Here is a 22,603-nt window from a genome sequence, read left to right as displayed (position 1 = left end):
GTGCTCGCGCCCCGGTATGCCCCGCGTACACGTCTGCTCCGCGTACGCGACGGTCCGACCGGGTGCGCGGCCCCGGTCCGCCGCCTCCGATCCTCCCACGTCCGGCCGCAGCACCCGGTCGCCGGTCCATCTGCCGGGACGGACGGGCGGACTCCGGCGGCGTCAGGCGGGAGGGTTGCCCTGCTGGGGCGAGGGGGCGTAGGAACCGAGGTAGTCCGCGCCGCTTTCCTGCCGCGGCGCCGGAGCGTAGGGGCCGAGGAAGTCCGCGCCACGCTCCTCCGAGCGGGGCGGCGCGTAGGGTCCCAGGTGGTCGGCGCCGGTGCCCTGGCCGTACGGGGCCGGCCCGGGCAGTGTCTGTGCCGTGCGCCTCGCGCGCCGCCGGGCGATCCCGCGCTTCGCCTTGACCACCCAGCTCGCGACGACGGCGAGCACGATCAGGGCGAGCACCGTGATCTGCACCCAGTCGGGCAGGAAGCCCAGGACGGCCTCCAACATCTGGCTCTTGGCGGAGGCCAGCGGCACGCCTGTGTACATGGATCGTCGTCCCCTCCCGTTCCGCCCCCTGCGGAACCGGACGGATACTAGCGGTCCGCGAGCGCCTGCTCCCCCGCTTTTCGCATGGCGGCCAGCGGCGCCGGAGCACGGCCGGTCATCTGCTCCACCTGGAGCACCGCCTGGTGGAGCAGCAGGTCGAGGCCGCTGACGACGGCACCGCCGTACGCCGACCAGCGGGCCGCGAGCGCGGTGGGCCACGGGTCGTAGAGCACGTCGAAGAGGGTGGCGGGCCGCTCGGGGACCGCTGCGGCGAGCGGGTCGGTGGCGCCGGCGGGGGTGGTGGCGACGACCAGCGGAGCGCTCAGCGCCTCCTCGGCCCGCGCCCAGTCCACGATGCGCACGTCCACGTCCAGCCGCTCGGCCCAGCCCCGCATCTCGGCGGCGCGCGCCTCGCTGCGGACGTAGACGGAGACCTCACCGGTGCAGATCCGGGCCAGTGCGGCCAGCGCGGAGGACGCGGTGGCACCGGCGCCGAGGATGGCGGCGGTCTCGACCTTCTCGACACCGTGCTCGCGCAGGGCGGCGACGATCCCGGGGATGTCGGTGTTGTCGCCGGTCCTGCGGCCGTCCTCGGTGAAGACGACCGTGTTCACCGCGTCCACGGAGGCCGCCGTCTCGCTGATGCCGTCGAGCAGCGGGATCACCGCCCGCTTGAGCGGCATGGTCAGCGACAGCCCCGCCCACTCGGGGCCCAGCTCCGCGAAGAAGCCGGGCAGGGCGGCCTCGTCGACGTCGAAACGGTCGTACGTCCAGTCCGCGAGGCCCAGCTCCGCGTAGGCGGCACGGTGCAGCACCGGGGAGAGGGAGTGGGCGATCGGGGAGCCGAGAACGGCGGCCCGTCGCCGGTCAGTTGCCCGAGGCGGCATCGAATTTGTCCTTCAGCTTCAGGAACTCGTCGTGGGTCTTGGCGAACTCGGTCTTCTCGACACCGTCGGTGGCCACGAAGTAGATCCAGCCGTCGTCGGTGGGGTTGAGCGCCGCCTGCAGGGCCTCCGCGCCGGGGTTGCCGATGGGGCCGGGCGGCAGGCCGCGGTGGTAGTACGTGTTGTACGGGTCCGGGTTGCTGTTGATCTCGGACTCGCTGATGTGGATCTTGCTCTGCTTCATCAGGTAGTTGAACGTCGAGTCGAACTGGAGCTTCTGGTTCGTCTCGGTGTTGGACTCCTTGAGCCGGTTGTAGATGACCTCGGCCATCTTCCGGAAGTCCTCGTGCGTCTTGCCCTCCGCCTGCACCAGGCTCGCGGCGGTGAGCAGCTCCCAGGGGCCCTCGAGGCCGAGCCCCTCCGCCTTCTCCTCCAGGCCGATCTTCTCGTACTGCTCGTTGGCCCGTGCCACCATCTGCTTGAGCACGTCCTCGGGCTTCTGTCCCTTGGCCGCCGAGTAGCTGGACGGGTAGAGGAAGCCCTCCAGGGGGTCCTTGACGTTCTTGTGGTTCAGCGCCCATTCGGGCAGGCCGAGGTTCTTGTACTCGGACTTGGCCACCTCGGCGGTGGTGCCCGCCTTCACTCCGAGGCGCTTGTCGATGAGTTCGTAGACGGCGGCGTTGCGCCTGCCCTCGGCGATGATCAGGTTGCTGCGGCTCTTCGGACTGAGCAGGAGTTCGACCGCGCTCTCGGCCGACATCTCCTTCTGCAGGGTGTACACGCCGTCCTGGATGCTCTTCCCTCGCGGGTTGCTCTGCTGGGCGGCGATGAAGGCGTCGACGCTCTTGACCACGCCCTGCCGTTTGAGCTCCTGACCGATCGTGGAGCCGCCCGCGCCCTTGGGAATGGTGACGGTGACCTGCTCGCCGTTGCCGTCGCCCGCGAAGTCCGGGGCCGCGCCGAAACGATCCTGGTAGAACTGGTAGCCGAAATACCCGATACCGGCCACGCCGCCGCCGAGCACGAGGCAGACCACGAGACAGGCGCATCCGCTGCGGCGTTTCTTCGGCTTGCCGCCGCCCCGGGCCCTGCGGTCCCCGCGGTCCCCGCGGCCGTCGTCCGCCGCGTCGTCGTCACCGTCGTCGCCCCCGCCCGCGAAGAAGGCGTGCTCCCCCTCGTCCGGGCCGGGGTCCCAGTCGGTGCGCTGCGGCTCGGGCTCGGCGCGCCGGCGGGTGGGCGGCTCCGGCGGTGGGTACGCCTCGGGGGTGCCGTACAGGTCGGGCTGTTCGGCGCCGTAGCCGCCGGTCTGCTGTCCGTAGGGGTCGGACGGGTCGGCCGGGTAGTGCGCCTGCGGTTGGCTGCCGCCACCCCAGCCGCCGTCGTCGTAACCCTGCTGCGGCTGGGCCTGGGGCGCGTACTGCTGGTCGTACTGCTGCTGACCGTACTGGTGCTGGTCGTACTGGTTGCCGTACTGGTCGTACTGCGGCTCGGGGTGCTGGTGGCCGTACTGGTCGTACTGGGGCTGCCCGCCGCCGTAGGACGACTGACCGCCGTTGCTCCAGTCGGCGTACTGCTGCTGCGCCTGCTGCTCCGGATACTGCTGCGGCTGGCCGCCGTAGGGGGACTGCTGGCCCGCGTGGGCCTGCTGTCCGCCCCATCCGCCGTCCCCGTACAACGGGTCCTCGGGATGCCACGGTTCGGAGCCTGGGCCCCGGCCATACTCAGTCATCGATCCCCTAGAGCCGCGAGGCGACGGGGGGCGCGACCTGTGCCGAAGGGCCCGCTTCCGTTCCGCCTCTTGCTGTGCGGTGGCTGTTCGAATGCCTCCGCATCGCGCGGAACGTTACCGTACCGCGATCAGATGACCACTTCGACGCCCTCGCCGGGTGGCCTGCCTGACACCCGTTCGGATTCGAGTGCCTGCTGGAGGATGATCACGGCGGCGGCCTGGTCGATGACGGACCGGCCCTTCTTGGACTTCACTCCGGAGGCGCGCAGCCCCTGACTGGCGGTGACCGTCGTCATGCGTTCGTCGACCAGCCGGACCGGGACGGGCGCGATGCCCTTGGCCAGCTCCTGCGTGAAGCGCCTGACCTTGGCCGCGGCCGGGCCCTCGCCCCCCTTGAGGGAGCGCGGGAGGCCGACGACGACCTCGATGGGCTCGTACTCCGCGACCAGCTGCCGCAGGCGCCGGTGCGCCGCCGGGACGTCGCGGCCGGGGACGGTCTCCACCGGGGTGGCGAGGATGCCGTCGGGGTCGCAGGACGCGACCCCGATACGGGCGTCGCCGACGTCGATCGCCAGGCGGCGGCCGCGGCGCATCACCGGGCCGTCCGCCTGGTCGTTCTCGGGGGTGCTCACTTGGCCGAGTCCGCCACGAGGCGCTCGACGGCGTCGACGGCGTCGCCGATGGCGGCCGGGTTCTGGCCGCCGCCCTGGGCGACGTCCGGCTTGCCGCCACCGCCGCCACCGAGGGTCTTGGCGGCGGTGCGCACCAGGTCACCGGCCTTGAGGCCGCGCTCGCGGGCGGCCTCGTTGGTGGCGATGACCGTGAGGGGCTTGCCGTTGACCGTGGTGAACAGGGCCACGACCGCGGCCCGGCCGCCCTGGATGCGGCCGCGCACGTCGAGGACCAGCTTGCGCAGGTCGTCGGCCGTGGTGCCGTCGGGGACCTGGCCGGTCACGAGGGCCACGCCGCGCACGTCCTTGGCGGAGTCGGCGAGCGAGCCGGCCGCCTGGAGGACCTTCTCGGCGCGGAACTTCTCGATCTCCTTCTCGGCGTCCTTCAGCTTGCCGAGCATCGCGGAGACCTTCTCCGGCAGCTCCTCCGGACGGCCCTTGATCAGCTCCTGGAGCTGGGCGACGACCGTGTGCTCGCGGGCGAGGAAGTTGTAGGCGTCCACGCCGACCAGGGCCTCGATGCGGCGCACGCCGGAGCCGATGGAGGACTCGCCGAGCAGCTTGACCAGGCCGAGCTGGGCGGTGTTGTGCACGTGGGTGCCGCCGCACAGCTCCTTGGAGAAGTCGCCGATGGTGACGACGCGCACGCGCTCGCCGTACTTCTCGCCGAACTCGGCGATGGCGCCCTGCTTCTTGGCCTCGTCGATGCCCATGACGTCGGCGCGCACGTCGAGGTCGCGGGCGAGCACCTCGTTGATCTTCTGCTCGACGTCGGTCATCACGGCCGTCGGCACGGCGGACGGCGAACCGAAGTCGAAGCGGAAGCGGCCGGGCTGGTTCTCGGAACCGGCCTGCGCGGCCGTCGGGCCGAGGGCGTCGCGCAGCGCCTGGTGGGTGAGGTGGGTGGCCGAGTGGGCGCGGGCGATGGCCTTGCGGCGGCGGTCGTCGATCGAGGCCTGGGCCTTGGCACCGACGGTGACCTCGCCGACCTGGACGACGCCCTTGTGGACGTAGACGCCCGGCACCGGCTTCTGGCAGTCGCGGACCTCGATCACGGCGCCGGTGTCGACCCGGATCCGGCCGGTGTCGCCGATCTGGCCGCCGCCCTCGGCGTAGAACGGGGTGCGGTCCAGGACGATCTCGACCTCGTCGCCCTCGGTGGCGGCCGGGGAGGAGGCGCCGTCGACGAGGATGCCGACGATCGTGGACTCGGTCTCGGTGTCGGTGTAGCCGACGAAGTCGGTGGCACCGGCCTTGTCGGCGATCTCCCGGTAGGCACCGGCACCGGCGTGGCCGGTCTTCTTGGCCTGGGCGTCGGCCTTGGCGCGCTCCCGCTGCTCCTTCATCAGGCGCCGGAAGCCGTCCTCGTCCACGGACAGCCCCTGCTCGGCGGCCATCTCCAGGGTGAGGTCGATCGGGAAGCCCCAGGTGTCGTGGAGCAGGAACGCCTTGTCGCCGGCGAGGACGGTGCCGCCGGAGGCCTTGGTGTCGCTGACGGCGGTGTCGAGGATGTTGGTGCCGGCCTTCAGCGTCTTCAGGAAGGCGTTCTCCTCGGCGAGGGCGACCTTCTCGATCCGCTCGCGGTCGGTGATCAGCTCGGGGTACTGCTGCCCCATCATGCCGATCACGACGTCGATGAGGTCCTTGACGACCGGACCGGTGGCGCCGAGGAGCCGCATGTTGCGGATGGCGCGGCGCATGATGCGGCGCAGCACGTAGCCGCGGCCCTCGTTGCCGGGGGTGACACCGTCGCCGATGAGCATCACGGAGGTGCGCATGTGGTCGGTGACCACGCGCAGGGAGACGTCCGAGGCCTGGGCGTCGCCGTAGGCCACGCCGGTCAGTTCGGTGGCCTTGTTGATGACGGCCATGGAGGTGTCGATCTCGTACATGTTCTGCACGCCCTGCAGAATCATGGCGAGGCGTTCCAGGCCGAGGCCGGTGTCGATGTTCTTGCTCGGCAGCTCGCCGAGGATCTCGAACTCCTCCTTGCCGATGCCCTCGCCCCGCTCGTACTGCATGAAGACGAGGTTCCAGATCTCCACGTACCGCTCGTCGTTGACGGCGGGGCCGCCCTCGACGCCGAACTTGGGGCCGCGGTCGTAGTTGATCTCGGAGCAGGGGCCGCAGGGGCCGGGGACGCCCATGGACCAGTAGTTGTCCTTCTTGCCGAGGCGCTGGATGCGCTCGGAGGGGACGCCCACGACGTCGTGCCAGATGCGCTCGGCCTCGTCGTCGTCCTGGTAGACGGTGATCCACAGGCGCTCGGGGTCGAGGCCGTAACCGCCCTTGTCCTGGGCACTGGTGAGCAGCTCCCAGGCGTACTTGATGGCGCCTTCCTTGAAGTAGTCGCCGAAGGAGAAGTTGCCGCACATCTGGAAGAACGTGCCGTGGCGCGTGGTCTTGCCGACCTCTTCGATGTCCGGCGTGCGCACGCACTTCTGGACGCTGGTGGCGCGGTCGAAGGGCGGCTTGACCTCACCCAGGAAGTAGGGCTTGAAGGGCACCATGCCGGCCGGGACGAGGAGCAGAGTCGGGTCGTCCGCGATGAGCGACGCCGAAGGGACGACGGTGTGACCGCGCTCCTCGAAGAAGCTCAACCAGCGGCGACGAATCTCGGCCGACTCCATCAGTGGTCCTCATTCCGGTTGTACGAGTAGGTCGTCCTGTCGTCGACGACGTACTTCGGGTTGCTGCTGTTGCTGTTCTCGATGGCGTAGCGACGCCGGGGGGCGGGGAGTTCGGGTTCGACGGGGGCGTTCAGGCCCAGCGCGTCGTCCAGTTCGGCCTCCCGCTGGGCCATGTTGTCGCGGACGTCGAGTGCGAAGCCCACCGCGCGGTCCCTGACCCGGGCGCCCACGTCGAGCGCCTTGTTCGCCGCGGTGGCGGCGAGGCTGTCGGGGGTGAGCTGCTTGAGCTTCCGGTTGACCTTGGTGGTGGCCCACACACCGGCTGCCACGCCGGTGCCGAACCAGAACGTACGGCGGAACATCCCTCGGTCAGCCCTTCTTCCGCTTCGTCCGCCGCGCGGCCGGGAGCGTACGGCCCACGATCACGGTGCGCCGCGCCCGGTCGGCGGGGGCGGACATGTCCTCCTTGCGACCGCCGAGTGCCCGGCGCACGCCGTATCCGAACGCCGCGACCTTGACCAGGGGGCCGCCGAAGGTGGAGGCCACGGTGGTGGACAGCGCGGAGGCGTTCGAGGTGACCTCCTGGACGTCCGAGGCGATCGCGTCGACCCGGTCGATCTGGGTCTGCGCGCTGCGCACCGCCGCCGAGGCGTCGGCCAGCAGCGGGACGGCCTGGTCGGTCACGTCCGCCACGAGTTTGGTGGTCGTCCTGAGCGTCTGGGCCAGCCTCGCCAGTGCGACGGCGAGAAAGGAGACCAGGATCGCCCAGAAGACGGCCACCAGGATCCCGGCCACCTCGCCACCGGACACTGTGTGCACCCGCTCCCTGAAAGACGTGCCTTGAACATCGGGAAAGTCGTGCACCGAGCCTATCGCGCCGGGCACGGGGCTCCGTACCGGATTCCCCTGTCGCGCGCGGCGCGGTCCGGCCGAGTCGCGAGAAGCGATTGTACGGAGTGAATACGGTTCAGTACGCTCCGTGTTTCATGCGAGACCTTCGGCGCGACGGCATCCTGCACGGCAATCTACCGCTGGAGCTCGACACCTTCGTGGGCAGAGCGACGGAACTCGCGGAACTGGCCGGGGCGCTGGACTCGGCCCGGCTGGTGACCGTCACCGGGACCGGCGGTGTGGGCAAGTCCCGGCTGGCCGCGCGGGCGGCCGCGCGGCGCTCGCCCCGGGACGGGGTGTGGCGGGTGCAGCTGGCGCCGGTGCGCGACGAGGAGTTCGTCGACTACGCGGTCGTGGAGGCGCTCGGCCTGACCGATCACACGACCCGGCTGCCGCGCGAGACGCTGCTGGCGCACCTGGCCGAGCGGGAGCTGCTGCTGATCCTGGACGGGGTCGAGCACCTGGTGGACGCCTGCGCGTCGCTGGTGACCGAGCTGCTGGGCCGCGCCCCGGGGCTCCGGGTGCTGGCCGTGGGGCGCAGGCCACTGGACGCGACCGGGGAGCGGCTGGTTCCGCTGGCCCCGCTGGGCACGGAGGAGGCTGTGGAGCTGCTGACGGTACGGGCCGGGCAGCTCCACGTCACCTGCGGCTACGACGACGACCCGGACGCGGACCAGCGGGAGGTGCGCGAGCTGTGCCGGCGTCTGGACGGGATTCCGCTGGCGATCGAGCTGGCGGCGGGGCGCCTGGGCGCGCTGTCGCCGGGGCAGGTGCTGCGCCGGCTCGACGACCGGTTCCGGCTGCTGGCGGGCGGGGACCGCACCGCGCTGCCCCGGCACCGGACGCTGCGTACGGCGATCGGCTGGAGCCACGAGCTGTGCACGCCGCCGGAACGGCTGCTGTGGGCGCGGCTGTCGGTGTTCGCCGGGCCGTTCGACCTGGAGGCCGCCGAGTACGTGTGCAGCGGGGACGGACTGCCGGCCGACGAGGTGCTCGACGTGCTGTCCGCGCTGCTCGCCCAGTCCGTGCTGACCCGCGAGGAGTCCCCGGCCGGGGTGCGCTACCGGATGCTCGACACGGTGCGGGCGTACGGCGCCGACTGGCTGGCGGCGGCCGGTGACGCGGACCGACTGCGGCGGCGGCACCGGGACTGGTATGTGGGCCTGGCGACCTGGTGCGAGCTGGAGTGGTTCTCGCCGCGCCAGGGCGAGGTCGCCGCGCGGGTCGACGCGGAGCTGCCGAACCTGCGCAGCGCCCTGGAGCACTGCCTGGGCGAGCCGGACGGCGGGCACCTGGGCCAGTATCTGGCGGGTGCCCTGTGGTTCCACTGGGTCGGCTGCGGGCGGCTGTCGGAGGGGCGGCACTGGCTGGAGCAGGCGGTGCGGCTGGACGCGGAGCCGACGGCGGGCGAGCAGTCCCGGCTGAAGGCGCTGTGGGTGCTCGCGTACGTGGCGATCCTTCAGGGCGACACGGTGCGCGCGCTCGGGGCGCTCCAGGAGTGCCGCGAGGAGGCTGAGCGCTCGGGGAACCCGACGGCGGTGGCGTACGCGGAGCACCGCACCGGCTGTCTGGCACTGGTGACGGACGACCTGCCGCGCGCGGAGACGTTGCTGCGCTCCGCGCTGCACCGCTACCAGCAGATCGGCGAGCTGAACAGCAACGTCCTGATGGGCCAGGTGGAGCTGGCGATGGCGCGGGCGTTCCAGGGCGATCTGCCGGACGCGGTGCGCCTGTGCGAGGACGTGCGCCAGGTGTGCGAGGACCACGGCGAGCGCTGGGCCCGGGGCTACGCCTTGTACGTCCTGGCCTACGCGGCCTGGAGCGACGGCGACCCGGTGCGCGCCCGCGAGCTGCTGGCCGACTGTCTGGGCGGGGCGCACCGCTTCCGCGACCAGCTGGGGTCGGTGCTGGCGGTGGAGCTCCTCGCCCTGGTCACGGTGGCGGAGGGCGACGCTGCGGAGGCGGCGGTGCTGCAGGGCGCGGCGGGGCGGATGTGGCCGTCGGTGGGGCTGCCGCTGTTCGGGTCGGCGCACTACAACGCGCCGCACGAGCTGTGCGAGACAGCGGCCCGGGAACAGCTGGGCGACGAGCGGTACGAGCAGTGCGTACGGCACGGGGCGCGGCTCGGCCGCCGGGAGGCGGTGGCGCGGGCGCTGCGCCGGCCCGGGGTCCCGGCCTCGTTGCCGGCACCGCGCACGGCGGCCGGCGGGCGGTCCGCGGCGGGCGCCCGGGTGGGGACGGCGAAGCCCGCCGCCTCGCCCACCGGGAAGGGCGGGGAGACGGCGGGCTGAGTACCGCGGGTGTACTGCGCCGGGGCTGGGATCAGCGGGCGTAGTACTCGACGACGAGCTGCTCGTCGCAGATCACCGGGATCTCCTTGCGGTTCGGCTCACGGTCCAGGCGGAACGCCAGGGCCTTGAGGTTCACCTGGAGGTAGCGCGGGGTCTCGCCGTCGGGGGCGAAGCCACCCTCGCGGGCGATGGTGAAGAGCGTCTTCTCCTTGGAGCGCTCGCGCACCTGCACCACGTCGTCCGGGCGGACGCGGAAGGACGGCTTGTCGACCTTCTGGCCGTTGACCTGGATGTGGCCGTGGACGACCATCTGGCGGGCCTGGTAGATCGTGCGGGCGATGCCCGAACGCAGGACCAGCGCGTCGAGACGGCGCTCGAGCTCGATGACCAGGGCCTCGCCGGTCTTCATGTTGGTCTTGGAGGCACGCTCGTAGGCGCGGACGAGCTGACGCTCGCTGAGGTCGTACTGCGCGCGCAGACGCTGCTTCTCGAGCAGACGGACCTTGTAGTCCGAGTTCTGCTTGCGGCCGCGGCCGTGCTCGCCCGGCGGGTAGGGGCGGGCCTCGAAGTACTTGACGGCCTTCGGGGTCAGCGCGATGCCGAGGGCACGCGACTTCTTGACCTTGGGGCGGGACTGGTTCGCCACTGTGTGTGTCTCTTCTCTAGTTTCCGGCTTGTCAGGGTTGTGGGAGGTCGCAATCCGCAGCCGGGGAAACCCGTCGGGTCCGCTGACGGACCTGTCGGGCAGCCGCTCCCCTGGTCTGGGCACATACGTGCAGCACGCGAGTGGCCCACCGACCGTTCCCGGAAGCCGGGTGGTGGTGGGCTGCCCGCGACACCGATCGACGGTGCGCGACGCTCCTGGAACCCCGGAGGGTTCCGGCCGGTTGTCCCGTTCTGACGGCACGGGACTCGGCACTCCGGGCGATTCTACAGGCTGCTCAGGAGGGCTTGCGACCGAGGTGCCCGCGGGTCCACTCCACGGCGTCCGCGTACCGGGCCTCGGCGCCGTGCCGGGTCGGCGTGTAGTACGTGCGGTCCTTGAGCCCGTCCGGCGCGTACTGCTGGGCGGCGATGCCCTCGGGCAGGTCGTGCGGGTACACGTACCCCTGGCCGTGCCCCAGCTTGCCGGCGCCCTTGTAGTGGCTGTCGCGCAGGTGTGCGGGGACCGGGCCGGTGTGGCCCTTGCGCACGTCGTCCAGGGCGGCGCCGATGGCGGTGGTCGCCGCGTTGGACTTGGGGGCCAGGGCCAGGGCGATGGTGGCGTGGCTGAGGGTGAGGGAGGCCTCGGGGAAGCCGATCATGGCGACGGCCTGGGCGGCGGCGACGGCGATCTGCAGTGCGTTCGGATCGGCGAGGCCGATGTCCTCGCTGGCGGAGATCATCAGGCGCCGGGCGATGAAGCGGGGGTCCTCGCCGGCCTCGATCATCCGGGCCAGGTAGTGCAGGGCGGCGTCGACGTCGGAACCGCGGATGGACTTGATCAGGGCGCTGGCGACGTCGTAGTGCTGGTCGCCGTCGCGGTCGTACTTCACCGCGGCCCGGTCGACCGTCTCCTCCAGCGTGGTCAGGCCGATCTCCGTCTCGCCCTTGTCGAGCGCGGCGCCGGCGGCGGCCTCCAGCGCGGTCAGCGCGCGCCGGGCGTCGCCGCCGGCGATGCGCAGCAGGTGCTCCTCGGTGTCCTCGGGGAGGGCGAGGGCGCCCTTGAGGCCCCGCTCGTCGGTCAGGGCGCGGCGCAGCAGGCCCCGGAGGTCGTCGTCGGTGAGGGGTTCGAGGGTGAGCAGGAGGGAGCGGGAGAGCAGCGGGGAGATCACCGAGAAGTACGGGTTCTCGGTGGTGGCGGCGATCAGGGTGACCCAGCGGTTCTCGACGGCCGGGAGCAGGGAGTCCTGCTGGGCCTTGCTGAAGCGGTGGATCTCGTCGAGGAAGAGGACGGTCTCCTTGCCGTACCCGCCGACGGCGCGGCGGGCGCCGTCGATGACCGCGCGGACCTCCTTGACGCCCGCGGTGATCGCCGACAGCTCCACGAACCGCTTGTTGGTGGCCTTGGAGACGACGTACGCCAGGGTGGTCTTGCCGGTGCCCGGCGGGCCCCAGAGGATGACCGAGGACGGCCCCGCGGGGCCGGACGCGCCCTCGCCGACCAGGCGGCGCAGGGGGGATCCGGGCTTGAGCAGGTGCTGCTGGCCCACGACCTCGTCGAGGGTGCGCGGGCGCATCCGCACGGCGAGGGGGCTGCCGGTCGGGTCCTTCTCCTGGCGTTCTTCGGCTGCGGCGGTGAACAGGTCGGGCTCCACGCTCTGAACCCTAAATGACCGCACCGACAACGCGGCGGGCCCGGTGGTCCCGCCCGCCCGGCAGACCCGTCAGCTGGTCCAGAAGTCCCACCAGCGGGTGAGGATCATCATGCCGATGATGCCGATGTGCAGCACCGGCAGGACCCAGGTGAACTCGCCGAAGAAGCCGCGCAGCCAGTTCGGCGCGGGCAGGAAGCCCTTGCGGACGTTGAAGGAGGTCACGTACCAGAACATCAGGATGGTGGCGACCCAGGCCAGGCAGCACCAGAGGCACAGCGAGTTGATCCGGTACAGGGACTGGAACTGCAGCCAGGAGACGAAGCCGACGCCGAACAGGCAGCCCGCGTTGAAGGTGAGCCAGTACCAGCGAGGGAAGGTGGCACGGGCGAGCAGGCTCATGCCGACGCAGATGACGATGCCGTAGGCGACGAGGCCGAGCATCGGGTTGGGGAAGCCGAAGACGGAGGCCTGGTCGCTCTCCATGATGTTGCCGCAGGAGACGACCGGGTTGAGGCTGCAGCCGGGCGTGAACGTGGTGCCGGCGACCTTGGCCTCGAGGATCTTCTGCTTGTCGATCGTGATGACCCAGGCGGCGAGCAGTCCGGCCGCGCCCGTGATCACCAGCAGCAGGGCCAGGGCGCGGCTGCCGCCCTCGGTGCGCGGGGTGCGAGTGCTGCCGTCCGGCGCGGACTCTGCCACGGTGGAGACGTCCTTCACTGTCGTCTTGCTCATCACGCCGATTCCGTCACTGGAGAGTGGGCCTGCTTCGGGCAGGGGCCATTGTGCCGCACAAGCCTGTAGGGGCACCGTTCGATGAGCCTATGAACGGATCGGCGATCACTCCGGAGCGGCGCGTTCCGGCCACCGTCCGTTCCCCGGGGGCACGCGCGAGCGAAAACGCGTGCCCCGCAAGGGTGTCGCCGGGCTAGGCAGTTTCGTTTGGATCAGTCGGTCGTTGGTTCGGGTGTGCCGTTGACTGATGCGCAGTGGGCGCGGATTGAGCCGTTGCTCCCGGACCGGACGCCGAGGCGAGGTGGTCGCTGGCGAGACCATCGAGAGGTGATCGACGCGATCGCCTACAAGTTCCAGACCGGCACGCAGTGGGTTCACCTGCCGGAGAAGTACGGCAACTGGCGAGGGGTCTACAACCGGCTGCGGATGTGGGCCGTCGACGGCACCTGGGAGCGAGTCTTCACCGCCCTGGTCGCCCAGGCAGACGCGGACGAGGACCTCAACTGGGCCGTCTCGGTCGACTCCACCATCGTGCGGGCCCACCAGCACGCGGCCGGAGCCCGCAAAAGGGGGCCCCGGCCGGCGAGCCGACCGACCATGCCATCGGCCGGTCCCGCGGCGGACTGACCACGAAGATCCACCTCGCTGCCGACGCCCGCTGCCGGCCCCTGGCGTTCGTTCTCACCGCAGGCCAGGCCGGTGACGCACCCGCGTTCACCGACGTCATGGCCCGCCTGCGCGTTCCCCGCCGACGAGGACGACCCCGCACCAGGCCGGACCTGGTCCTGGCCGACAAGGCGTACTCCTCCCGCGCGATCCGCGAGCACCTGCGCAAGCGCGGCATCCGGGCAGTGATCCCCGTCCCCGCAGACCAGCGCGCACACCGGCTACGTCGGGGCAGCCGGGGCGGCAGGCCACCGGCCTTCGACCGCGAGACCTACAAGCAGCGCAACACCGTCGAGCGGTGCATCAACCGCCTGAAGCAGTGGCGTGGTATCGCCACCCGCTACGAAAAGACCGCCACCATCTACCTGGCCGGACTCCACATCGCGGGCATCTTCCTCTGGTCCGCCCGGTGATCCAAACGAAACTGCCTAGCCGAGCCTGGACTCCAGCTCCGCCACGATCTCGTTGACGCCGATCGCGGTCTGCTCGCCGGACTCCATGTCCTTGAGCTGGACGACGCCCTCGGCCAGGTCGCGCTCGCCCAGGACCAGCGTGTAGCGGGCGCCGGAGCGGTTGGCGGCCTTCATCGCGGCCTTGAGGCCCTTGCCGCCGTAGGAGAAGTCGGCGGCGACGCCGTTCTTGCGCAGCTCGGTGACCTTGGCGAACAGGATCCGGCGGGCCTCCTCCCCCATCGGGACCGCGAAGACGGAGGTGGCGGACGGGATGTCCAGTTCGATGCCCTCCGCCTCCAGGGCGAGGACGGTGCGGTCGACGCCGAGGGCCCAGCCGACCGAGGGCAGGGACGGGCCGCCGATCATCTCGGACAGGCCGTCGTAGCGGCCGCCGCCGCCCACCGCGGACTGGGAGCCGAGGCCGTCGTGGACGAACTCGAAGGTCGTGCGCGTGTAGTAGTCCAGGCCGCGGACCAGCTTCGGGTCGTCCTCGAAGACCACGCCGGCCGCCGTGATCAGCTCGCGCACCTCCTCGTGGTACGCCTTGCAGGCGTCGCACAGGTAGTCGCGCAGCAGGGGGGCGTCGGTGAGCTGCTTCTGGACGTCCGGGCGCTTGTCGTCCAGGACCCGCAGCGGGTTGATCTCGGCGCGGCGCAGGGTGTCCTCGTCCAGGTCGAGACCGCGCAGGAAGTCCTGGAGCGCGGCCCGGTAGACGGGACGGCACTCCTTGTCGCCCAGGGAGTTGAGCAGGATGCGGAAGTCACGCAGGCCGAGGGCGCGGTACGACTGGTCGGCCAGGATGATCAGTTCGGCGTCCAGGGCCGGGTCCTCGGCACCGATCGCCTCGGCGCCGACCTGGGAGAAGTGGCGGTAACGGCCCTTCTGCGGGCGCTCGTAGCGGTACTGCGAGCCCGAGTACCAGACCTTCACCGGCAGGTTGCCCGCCTTGTGCAGGTTGGCCTCCAGGACCGCGCGCAGTACGGGGGCGGTGGTCTCCGGGCGCAGGGCGAGGCGGTCGCCGCCCTTGGTCTCGAAGACGTACATCTCCTTGGTCACGATGTCGGTCGACTCGCCGACGCCGCGTGCGAACAGCTCGACGTTCTCGAAGCCGGGCGTCTCGATGTAGCCGTAGCCGGAGTTGCGCAGCGGGGCGGCGATCGCCTCGCGGACGGCCAGGAACTTGGCGGAGTCGGGCGGCAGCAGGTCGTACGTGCCCTTGGGGGCCTTGAAGGTGCTCACGGAAGGTCTCGTCACATTCCTCGTCGGGGCGCGTTCTGGGCGCCCTGGCCGGCGGCCACCTGCCGCAAGTACGGGTTGGTGGCGCGTTCCTGGCCGATGGTCGTCTGGGGGCCGTGTCCGGACAGCACCACGGTCGAGTCGTCGAGCGGCAGGCACACGCGTGCCAGGGACTCGAGCATGTCGTCCATGGAGCCACCGGGGAAGTCGGTGCGTCCGATGGAGCCGGCGAACAGCAGGTCGCCCGAGAACATGACCGGCGGGATGTCCGCCGTCTCGGGCAGGCCGAAGGTCACCGACCCCTTGGTATGGCCCGGCGCGTGCGCGACCGACAGGTGCAGGCCCGCCAGCTCCAGCTCGGCGCCGTCGGTCAGCTCCTTGACGTCGTCCGGCTCCCCGACGGTCAGCTCGCCCATGAGCGGCATGCCGATGCTGCGGCCGATGCCCTTCTCGGGGTCGCTCATCATGTAGCGGTCCTCGGGGTGGATCCAGGCCGGCACGTCGTGGGCGCCGCACACCGGGACGACCGAGGCGACGTGGTCGATGTGGCCGTGGGTGAGGACGACGGCGACGGGCTTGAGCCGATGCTTGCGGATCGCGTCCTCGACTCCGGGGGCCGCCTGGTGGCCCGGGTCGATGATCACGCACTCCTCACCGGCGGCGGGGGCGACGAGGTAACAGTTCGTCCCCCAGGCACCGGCGGGGAACCCGGCAATGAGCACGATCGTCCTTCGTTTGGGTCGGTACGGGTGGGCTTGCGAACCGGTCGCGCCCATGGTCAGAGCCTACCGGCGGTGCCGATTCCTCAGCGAACCCATATACGGTACGGGGCTACACGCCCACGGTCGGCTCATCGCACCCACGCGTACCGGTCGGCACACGAAGACGCATGAGGAGAGAACCCGGTGGTCAGCCAGGAGCAGCGGCGGCGTCAGCTCGCCCGGGAGAAGTTCTTGCGGCAGCAGCAGCGACGCACGTCCGCGCGACGCAAGGCGCACATGCGCAACGCCGCGATCGCGTCCGTGCTGGGCGTGATCCTGATCGGCAGTGTCGCGCTGTACACGACCGGTGTGGTCCTCAAGGACGACGACAGCAAGACGAACGCGAGCGCGGAGGTCACTCCGAGCGCCTCGGCGACCAGCAAGGCGCCGGACCCGTGCGACAAGCCGGCCGAGGGCAAGGTCAAGACGCAGACCTGGAAGAAGGAGCCTGCGCTGACCGTCGACAAGTCGGCGAAGTACACGATGAAGCTGGAGACCACGTGCGGTGACATAGACATCGCGCTGAAGGCGAAGGCGGCACCCCACACCGTCAACTCGTTCGACTTCCTGGCGGGCAAGGGCTACTTCGACCACACCAAGTGCCACCGGCTCACCACCGAGGGCATCTACGTCCTGCAGTGCGGCGACCCCACCGCCCAGGGCAACGGCGGCCCCGGCTACAACATCCCGGACGAGAACCTGAAGGACAAGAGCCTCAAGGACAACGTGTACCCGGCGGGCACGGTGGCGATGGCCAACACCGGGCAGCCGGACTCCGGCGGCAGCCAGTTCTTCCTCGTGTACCAGGACAGCCAGCTGCCCCCGAGCTACACGCCGTTCGGCACCGTCTCGAAGGAGGGCATGACGGTGCTGAAGAAGATCGCCGCCGCGGGAGCCCAGCCCGCGGACCCGACTACGGGCAACACCGCACCCAACGCGACGGTCGTGATCGACAAGGCCACGGTCACCAAATCCTGACCCTCATCAGCGAAAGTTCGGTCGTGCGGGATGCGGACAGGCCCCCCGCCGGTCGCCTATGTTGGCCGTGACGAAACTGTGGACGATGCCCGGGGGTGGCGAAGCCCCCCGCCGGCATCATGTGGAGGAGGCGCTGTGAGCAGCGACCCGTGGGGCCGCGTCGACGAGACGGGGACCGTGTACGTGCGTACGGCCGACGGCGAGCAGGTCGTCGGATCCTGGCAGGCAGGCTCCCCCGAGGAGGCACTGGCCTACTTCGAACGCAAGTACGAAGGCCTGGTTGTCGAGATCGGCCTCCTCGAGAAGCGGGTGAAGACCACCGACCTGTCGGCCAAGGACGCCCAGACCGCCGTCGACCACCTGCGCGAGCAGGTGGACGCGCACCACGCGGTCGGCGACCTGGACGCACTGCGGGCCCGGCTGGACAAGCTCGTCGCGCTCGTGGAGACCCGCCGCGAGGAGCGCAGGGCCCAGCGGGCCAAGCAGTCCGACGAGGCGCGCGGTGCCAAGGAGGCCCTGGTCGCCGAGGCCGAGGAGCTGGCGCGCTCGGACCAGTGGCGGGCCGCCGGTGAGCGGCTGCGGTCCCTGGTGGACACCTGGAAGGGCCTGCCGCGCCTGGACCGCAAGTCCGACGACGAGCTGTGGCACCGCTTCTCGCACGCGCGCTCGGCGTTCTCCAAGCGCCGCAAGCAGCACTTCGCGCAGCTCGACGCGCAGCGCGAGGAGGCCCGCCGGACCAAGGAGCGGCTGGTCTCCGAGGCCGAGGCGCTGTCGAACTCGACGGACTGGGGTCCGACCGCCGCGCGCTACCGCGACCTGATGTCCGAGTGGAAGGCCGCCGGCCGCGCCCAGCGCGAGCACGAGGACGACCTGTGGAACCGCTTCCGCGGCGCCCAGGACGTGTTCTTCGCGGCCCGCAGCTCGGTCTTCGCCGAGCGGGACGCCGAGCAGTCGGAGAACCTGAAGCTCAAGGAGGAGCTGGCCGAGGAGGCCGAGAAGCTCGTCCCGGTCACCGACCTGAAGGCGGCCCGCGCCGCGTTCCGTTCGGTGAACGAGCGCTGGGAGGCCATCGGCCACGTGCCCCGCGACGCCCGGCCCAAGGTCGAGGGCCGGATGCACGCGGTCGAGCGGGCCATCCAGGAGGCCGAGGAGGCCGAGTGGCGCCGGACCAACCCGGAGGCACGCGCGCGTGCCGAGGGTCTGACCGGTCAGCTCCAGGCCGCCGTGGACAAGCTGCGCTCGCAGATCGAGCAGGCGCGCAGCCAGGGCAACGACGCCAAGGCCGACAAGCTCGCCCGCGAGCTGGAGGGCCGCCAGGCCCTCCTCGACCAGGCGCTCAAGGGGCTGCACGAGTTCGGCGGCTGACGGCCGCGGACCGCATACGAGAGGGGCTCCCGTACGGTGCGTACGGGAGCCCCTCTCGTATTGCCTCTGTGCGGCCCGCTACGACGGCCTGCGCGCCGAAGTCACCCGGTACACGTCGTAGACGCCCTCGACGCCGCGTACGGCCTTCAGGACGTGACCCAGGTGCTTCGGGTCGCCCATCTCGAAGGTGAACCGGGAGGTGGCCACCCGGTCCCGGGAGGTCTGGACGGCCGCCGAGAGGATGTTGACGTGCTGGTCGGACAGCACCCGGGTGACGTCCGACAGCAGCCGGGAGCGGTCCAGGGCCTCCACCTGGATGGCGACCAGGAAGACCGAGGACTGCGTGGGCGCCCACTCGACCTCGAGGATGCGCTCGGGCTCCCGGGACAGCGAGTCGACGTTCACGCAGTCGCTGCGGTGGACGGAGACACCGCTGCCGCGGGTGACGAAGCCGATGATCGGGTCGCCGGGGACGGGCGTGCAGCAGCGGGCCAGCTTGACCCACACGTCCTCGACGCCCTTGACGACCACGCCCGGGTCGGCGTTCGCCCGGCGCTTGCGGCCGCGGCCCCGGGACGGCGGAACCGACTCGTCGATCTCCTCGGTGGCCGCCTCCTCGCCGCCGAGCGCCTGGACGAGCTTCTGCACGATGTTCGGCGCGGAGACGTGGCCCTCGCCGATCGCCGCGTACAGCGCGGAGATGTCCGAGTAGCGCATCTCGTGCGCGAGCGTGACCAGGGAGTCGCCGGTGAGGATGCGCTGGATCGGCAGGTTCTGCTTGCGCATCGCGCGGACGATGGCGTCCTTGCCCTGCTCGATCGCCTCGTCGCGGCGCTCCTTGGAGAACCAGGCACGGATCTTGTTGCGGGCGCGCGGCGACTTCACGAAGCCCAGCCAGTCGCGGGAGGGGCCCGCGCCGGCCGCCTTGGAGGTGAAGACCTCCACCAGGTCGCCGTTGTCCAGGGTGGACTCCAGCGGCACCAGGCGTCCGTTGACCCGCGCCCCTATGGTGCGGTGGCCGACCTCGGTGTGGACCGCGTAGGCGAAGTCCACCGGGGTGGCACCGGCGGGGAGCGCTATGACGTCGCCCTTGGGGGTGAAGACGAAGACCTCGTTGCGGGAGAGGTCGAAGCGCAGGGACTCCAGGAACTCGCCGGGGTCCTCGGTCTCCTTCTGCCAGTCCAGCAGCTGCCGCAGCCACGCCATGTCGTTGAGGTGGTCGTCCTTGCTCTTCCCGGACGACCGGGGGGCGTCGGTGCGCACCTTGGAGGCGCCGGCGACGGCCTCCTGCTTGTACTTCCAGTGCGCGGCGATGCCGTACTCCGCGCGACGATGCATGTCGAAGGTGCGGATCTGCAGCTCGACCGGCTTGCCGCCGGGCCCGATGACCGTCGTGTGCAGCGACTGGTACATGTTGAACTTGGGCATCGCGATGTAGTCCTTGAACCGCCCCGGAACCGGGTTCCAGCGGGCGTGGACCGTGCCGAGCGCCGCGTAGCAGTCGCGGACGGTGTCCACCAGGACGCGGATGCCCACCAGGTCGTAGATCTCCGCGAAGTCCCGGCCGCGGACGATCATCTTCTGGTAGACGCTGTAGTAGTGCTTGGGGCGGCCGGTGACGGTCGCCTTGATGCGGGCGGCGCGCAGGTCCTGCTGGACCTCGTCGGTGACGACGGCCAGGTACTCGTCGCGCTTGGGGGCGCGCTCGGCGACCAAGCGGACGATCTCGTCGTACATCTTGGGGTAGAGGATCGCGAAGGCGAGGTCCTCCAGCTCCCACTTGATGGTGTTCATGCCCAGGCGGTGGGCGAGCGGCGCGTAGATCTCCAGGGTCTCACGCGCCTTCTTCTCCTGCTTCTCGCGCTTGAGGTAGCGCATGGTGCGCATGTTGTGCAGGCGGTCGGCGAGCTTGATGACCAGGACGCGGGGGTCCTTGGCCATGGCGACGACCATCTTGCGCACGGTCTCGGCCTGCGCGGCCTCGCCGAACTTGACCTTGTCCAGCTTGGTGACGCCGTCGACGAGCAGGGTGACCACGTCGCCGAAGTCGCGGCGCAGGTCCTCCAGGCCGTACTCGGTGTCCTCGACGGTGTCGTGCAGCAGCCCGGCCATCAGCGTGGCCGGGTCCATGCCGAGCTCGGCGAGGATGGTGGTGACGGCGAGCGGGTGCGTGATGTACGGGTCGCCGCTCTTGCGCTTCTGGCCGCGGTGCCAGCGTTCGGCGACCTGGTAGGCGCGCTCGATCTGGCGCAGGGTCGCCGTCTCGATCTTGGGGTCGTTGCCGCGCACTATGCGCAGCAGCGGCTCCAGGACCGGGTTGTACGGGTTGGCGCGCTGCACGCCGAGGCGGGCGAGGCGGGCGCGGACGCGGTTGGAGGAGCCGGAGCGGGTGGGCTGCCCGGCGGGGGTGCGGACCACGGGCGCGTTCTGCGGGCGCTCGGAGGGCAGCGGTTTGGGGCGCGGCTGCTGCTCGGCGGGCTTGTCGACCGGCGTGACCGGGGCGTGCTGGATCGGCCCGCGCGTGTCGTTCTTCGCCTGGGGCGCGCTCGGCGCGGGCTTCGCCGCGGACGCCGAGGCGGACTCGGGCTTTGCGGCGGTCAGTGGCTGGGCCTCGTCTGGCAAGAGGACTCCTCGTGCGCGATCCGGGTCCCCCGGTCAGGCTCCGGACACCCCATGGTAGCGATCCTGCCCTCCGGGATCGCCTTCTGGCCAATCCGAGAGCCTGTGACGTCCTGTGAAGGCCGTCCATCACTGCAACGCCCGAGGCGGGCGCCGGATTCCTCCGGGCCCGCCTCGGGCGTGCGGTGCGCGTGGTTCGTTCAGACCGTGAGCAGCGCCTTCAGCGGTGCCCCGGCCAGGGCCGGCTCCAGTCGGGCCCGGCCGCCGAGGAAGCCCAGCTCCATCAGGACGGCGAGGCCCGCGACCTCGGCACCGGCCCGGCGGATCAGCTCCAGCGATGCCTCGGCCGTGCCGCCGGTGGCGAGGACGTCGTCGACGACCAGCACGCGGTCGCCCGCGCTCAGGTCCTCGGCGTGCACCTCGATCTCGGCGGAGCCGTACTCCAGGTCGTAGGCCTGGCTGAGCGTGGCTCCGGGGAGCTTGCCCGCCTTGCGTACGGGGATGAAGCCAAGACCCGCCCGCAGGGCCACCGGGGCGCCCAGGATGAAGCCGCGCGCCTCCAGGCCGACGACCTTGGTGGCGCCGGTCTCCCCGGCGACCCCGGCGAGGGCGTCGGTCAGGGCGGTGAAGGCCGCCGGGTCCGCCAGGAGCGGGGTGATGTCCTTGAACACCACACCCGGCTCCGGGTGGTCGGCCACGTCCCGGATGCGGCTGAGCAACAGCTCCGTGAGGTCGGTCGTCCCGGTCATCGGCGTTTCCCCGAGGGCCGGCCGCGTCCCCTGCCGCGGGAGGTGGGCTGGTTGCGGGGGCCGACGACCGCGGGTGCCGCTTCGTCGCTCTCGTCGTCCGCGTACGCTGCCCCGTCCGCGTCGGCCGGTGCCTGCTCGCCCTTGGCCGCCCCTTGGGCACGCTTGGCGAGGACCCGCTTCTTGAGGGCCTTCATCTGCGGCTCGGCCTCCTTGAGGTCGGCGACGAGCGGCGTGGCGATGAAGATCGAGGAGTAGGCACCCGCGGCGAGGCCGACGAACAGCGACAGCGAGATGTCGTTGAGCATGCCGGCGCCGAGGACGCCGCCGCCGATGAACAGCAGGCCCGCCACCGGCAGCAACGCGACCACCGTGGTGTTGATGGAGCGGACCAGGGTGCTGTTGATCGAGCGGTTGGCGATCTCCGCGTAGGTCCAGCGGGTCTGCTTCGTGATGTCCTTCGTCTGCTCCTTGAGGCTGTCGAAGACGACGACCGTGTCGTAGAGCGAGTAGCCGAGGATCGTCAGCAGACCGATCACCGTGCCCGGTGTGACCTCGAAGCCGACGAGGGCGTAGATGCCGACCGTGATGGTGATGTCGTGGATCAGGGCGACGAAGGCGGCCAGTGCCATCCGCCACTCGAACGCGATCGCCAGGTAGATCACCACGAGGACCATGAAGATCCCGAGGCCCTGCCAGGCCTTGTTCGCGATCTGGTCGCCCCAGCTGGGACCGACCAGGTCGGCGTTGATCTTGTCCGCCGGGACGTCCAGCTTCCCGGAGAGGTCTTCCTTGATCCGGTCCGACTGCTGGGTGTCGGTGCCCGCGATCTGGATGCGGAGGCTGCCGTCGCCGAGCTTCTGGACGATCGCGTCGTGGCCGGAGGCGTCCTCCGCCCAGGTCTCGGTCTGGGCGACCGAGGCGCTCATGTTCTTCGGGGTGGTGAAGACCGCGCCGCCCTGGAACTCGATGCCCATGTGCAGGCCGCGCACCGCCAGGCCGACGATGGCCGTGATGGTGATGAGGATCGAGATGCCGTACCAGATCTTGCGGTTCTTGACGAAGTCGTAGCCGACCTCGCCGTGGTGCAGTCGGGCGCCGAGTTGTCCGAGCTTCGACAT

19 protein-coding genes are annotated in these 22,603 nt (G+C 70.9%); 4 read left to right on the top strand and 15 right to left on the bottom strand.

The features are described from left to right. Positions 1–162 precede the first annotated feature (162 nt). From D1J63_RS30315 to D1J63_RS30280, 7 genes are all read right to left on the bottom strand, one after another. Complete coding sequence (locus D1J63_RS30315; protein WP_125633222.1) at positions 163–534, bottom strand: hypothetical protein; 372 nt, start codon at positions 532–534, stop codon at positions 163–165. A 47-nt stretch (positions 535–581) separates the two neighbouring features. Next, on the bottom strand, positions 582–1,421 hold the full coding sequence (locus D1J63_RS30310) for a shikimate dehydrogenase (RefSeq protein ID WP_125633220.1): 840 nt from the start codon (positions 1,419–1,421) through the stop codon (positions 582–584). Continuing rightward, complete coding sequence (mltG, locus tag D1J63_RS30305) at positions 1,402–3,147, bottom strand: endolytic transglycosylase MltG (RefSeq protein ID WP_125633218.1); 1,746 nt, start codon at positions 3,145–3,147, stop codon at positions 1,402–1,404. The genes D1J63_RS30310 and mltG overlap by 20 nt, the downstream gene beginning before the upstream one ends. 128 nt (positions 3,148–3,275) lie before the next feature. After that, a complete protein-coding gene (gene ruvX / locus D1J63_RS30295) occupies positions 3,276–3,740 on the bottom strand; it encodes a Holliday junction resolvase RuvX (RefSeq protein ID WP_007447501.1) in 465 nt (154 codons plus the stop codon). Positions 3,741–3,775: 35 nt separating this feature from the next. Next, the gene (gene alaS / locus D1J63_RS30290) at positions 3,776–6,448 is read right to left on the bottom strand and encodes an alanine--tRNA ligase (RefSeq protein ID WP_125633213.1); all 2,673 of its coding nucleotides are present in this window, start codon (positions 6,446–6,448) and stop codon (positions 3,776–3,778) included. Further along, positions 6,448–6,810 carry a DUF6167 family protein gene (locus tag D1J63_RS30285; RefSeq protein ID WP_125633211.1) on the bottom strand — a complete coding sequence of 121 codons (363 nt, stop codon included), beginning with the start codon at positions 6,808–6,810 and terminating at the stop codon, positions 6,448–6,450. Before D1J63_RS30285 ends, alaS begins: the two co-directional genes overlap by 1 nt. Before the next feature lie 7 nt (positions 6,811–6,817). After that, positions 6,818–7,267, bottom strand: coding sequence for a DUF948 domain-containing protein (locus tag D1J63_RS30280; protein WP_102930884.1), 450 nt, complete (start codon positions 7,265–7,267; stop codon positions 6,818–6,820). Between the two features lie 167 nt (positions 7,268–7,434). Here D1J63_RS30280 and D1J63_RS30275 point away from each other — a divergent pair, with 167 nt between their 5' ends. Beyond that, positions 7,435–9,630 carry an AAA family ATPase gene (locus D1J63_RS30275; RefSeq protein ID WP_164713043.1) on the top strand — a complete coding sequence of 732 codons (2,196 nt, stop codon included), beginning with the start codon at positions 7,435–7,437 and terminating at the stop codon, positions 9,628–9,630. A gap of 31 nt (positions 9,631–9,661) precedes the next feature. On the opposite strand, the gene rpsD is transcribed toward D1J63_RS30275, so the two are convergent. The 3 genes from rpsD to D1J63_RS30260 all read right to left on the bottom strand — a co-directional run bounded on the left by rpsD (position 9,662) and on the right by D1J63_RS30260 (position 12,659). Further along, positions 9,662–10,276: a 30S ribosomal protein S4 gene (gene rpsD / locus D1J63_RS30270; protein ID WP_030185023.1), complete on the bottom strand. Its 615-nt coding sequence runs from the start codon at positions 10,274–10,276 to the stop codon at positions 9,662–9,664. A gap of 295 nt (positions 10,277–10,571) precedes the next feature. Continuing rightward, the gene (locus D1J63_RS30265) at positions 10,572–11,927 is read right to left on the bottom strand and encodes a replication-associated recombination protein A (protein WP_102927922.1); all 1,356 of its coding nucleotides are present in this window, start codon (positions 11,925–11,927) and stop codon (positions 10,572–10,574) included. Positions 11,928–11,996: 69 nt separating this feature from the next. Next, the gene (locus D1J63_RS30260; protein WP_102927923.1) at positions 11,997–12,659 is read right to left on the bottom strand and encodes a vitamin K epoxide reductase family protein; all 663 of its coding nucleotides are present in this window, start codon (positions 12,657–12,659) and stop codon (positions 11,997–11,999) included. Positions 12,660–12,866: 207 nt separating this feature from the next. Between D1J63_RS30260 and D1J63_RS30255 the strand changes: the two genes are divergently transcribed. Beyond that, a protein-coding gene (locus D1J63_RS30255) for an IS5 family transposase (protein ID WP_241235487.1) occupies positions 12,867–13,738 on the top strand; the annotation gives its coding sequence in 2 pieces (ribosomal slippage) (positions 12,867–13,227 and positions 13,227–13,738; 873 coding nt in all). Positions 13,739–13,753: 15 nt separating this feature from the next. Here D1J63_RS30255 and hisS read toward each other — a convergent pair. Then, on the bottom strand, positions 13,754–15,016 hold the full coding sequence (gene hisS / locus D1J63_RS30250; RefSeq protein WP_125633205.1) for a histidine--tRNA ligase: 1,263 nt from the start codon (positions 15,014–15,016) through the stop codon (positions 13,754–13,756). Positions 15,017–15,027: 11 nt separating this feature from the next. Then, positions 15,028–15,735: an MBL fold metallo-hydrolase gene (locus tag D1J63_RS30245; protein WP_125633203.1), complete on the bottom strand. Its 708-nt coding sequence runs from the start codon at positions 15,733–15,735 to the stop codon at positions 15,028–15,030. A gap of 183 nt (positions 15,736–15,918) precedes the next feature. Between D1J63_RS30245 and D1J63_RS30240 the strand changes: the two genes are divergently transcribed. Together D1J63_RS30240 and D1J63_RS30235 are read left to right on the top strand one after the other, a co-directional pair. Beyond that, the gene (locus tag D1J63_RS30240; RefSeq protein WP_125633201.1) at positions 15,919–16,752 is read left to right on the top strand and encodes a peptidylprolyl isomerase; all 834 of its coding nucleotides are present in this window, start codon (positions 15,919–15,921) and stop codon (positions 16,750–16,752) included. A 135-nt stretch (positions 16,753–16,887) separates the two neighbouring features. Further along, positions 16,888–18,117 carry a DUF349 domain-containing protein gene (locus D1J63_RS30235; protein WP_102927927.1) on the top strand — a complete coding sequence of 410 codons (1,230 nt, stop codon included), beginning with the start codon at positions 16,888–16,890 and terminating at the stop codon, positions 18,115–18,117. Positions 18,118–18,195: 78 nt separating this feature from the next. Here the strand turns inward: D1J63_RS30235 and relA are convergent, their stop codons facing one another. The 3 genes from relA to secF form a co-directional block, all read right to left on the bottom strand. After that, positions 18,196–20,739, bottom strand: a complete 2,544-nt coding sequence (gene relA, locus D1J63_RS30230) for a GTP pyrophosphokinase (RefSeq protein WP_125633199.1) — start codon at positions 20,737–20,739, stop codon at positions 18,196–18,198. 197 nt (positions 20,740–20,936) lie between these two features. Next, a complete protein-coding gene (locus D1J63_RS30225) occupies positions 20,937–21,485 on the bottom strand; it encodes an adenine phosphoribosyltransferase (protein ID WP_125633196.1) in 549 nt (182 codons plus the stop codon). Further along, a complete protein-coding gene (gene secF / locus D1J63_RS30220; RefSeq protein ID WP_125633194.1) occupies positions 21,482–22,603 on the bottom strand; it encodes a protein translocase subunit SecF in 1,122 nt (373 codons plus the stop codon). The genes D1J63_RS30225 and secF overlap by 4 nt, the downstream gene beginning before the upstream one ends.

Source organism: Streptomyces sp. KPB2, assembly GCF_003950055.1.
In the GTDB taxonomy this organism is placed as follows: domain Bacteria; phylum Actinomycetota; class Actinomycetes; order Streptomycetales; family Streptomycetaceae; genus Streptomyces; species Streptomyces salinarius.
The sequence above is the reverse complement of the archived record's forward strand: the minus strand, read 5'-3'. Positions and strand labels throughout refer to the sequence as shown.

Coding starts and splice junctions, on each gene's coding strand:
- D1J63_RS30315 (WP_125633222.1), bottom strand. CDS start 534: ATGTACACAGGCGTGCCGCTGGCCTCCGCCAAGAGCCAGATGTTGGAG.
- ruvX (WP_007447501.1), bottom strand. CDS start 3,740: ATGCGCCGCGGCCGCCGCCTGGCGATCGACGTCGGCGACGCCCGTATC.
- D1J63_RS30225 (WP_125633196.1), bottom strand. CDS start 21,485: ATGACCGGGACGACCGACCTCACGGAGCTGTTGCTCAGCCGCATCCGG.
- D1J63_RS30260 (WP_102927923.1), bottom strand. CDS start 12,659: ATGAGCAAGACGACAGTGAAGGACGTCTCCACCGTGGCAGAGTCCGCG.
- secF (WP_125633194.1), bottom strand. CDS start 22,603: ATGTCGAAGCTCGGACAACTCGGCGCCCGACTGCACCACGGCGAGGTC.
- alaS (WP_125633213.1), bottom strand. CDS start 6,448: ATGGAGTCGGCCGAGATTCGTCGCCGCTGGTTGAGCTTCTTCGAGGAG.
- D1J63_RS30275 (WP_164713043.1), top strand. CDS start 7,435: ATGCGAGACCTTCGGCGCGACGGCATCCTGCACGGCAATCTACCGCTG.
- D1J63_RS30310 (WP_125633220.1), bottom strand. CDS start 1,421: ATGCCGCCTCGGGCAACTGACCGGCGACGGGCCGCCGTTCTCGGCTCC.
- D1J63_RS30285 (WP_125633211.1), bottom strand. CDS start 6,810: ATGTTCCGCCGTACGTTCTGGTTCGGCACCGGCGTGGCAGCCGGTGTG.
- mltG (WP_125633218.1), bottom strand. CDS start 3,147: ATGACTGAGTATGGCCGGGGCCCAGGCTCCGAACCGTGGCATCCCGAG.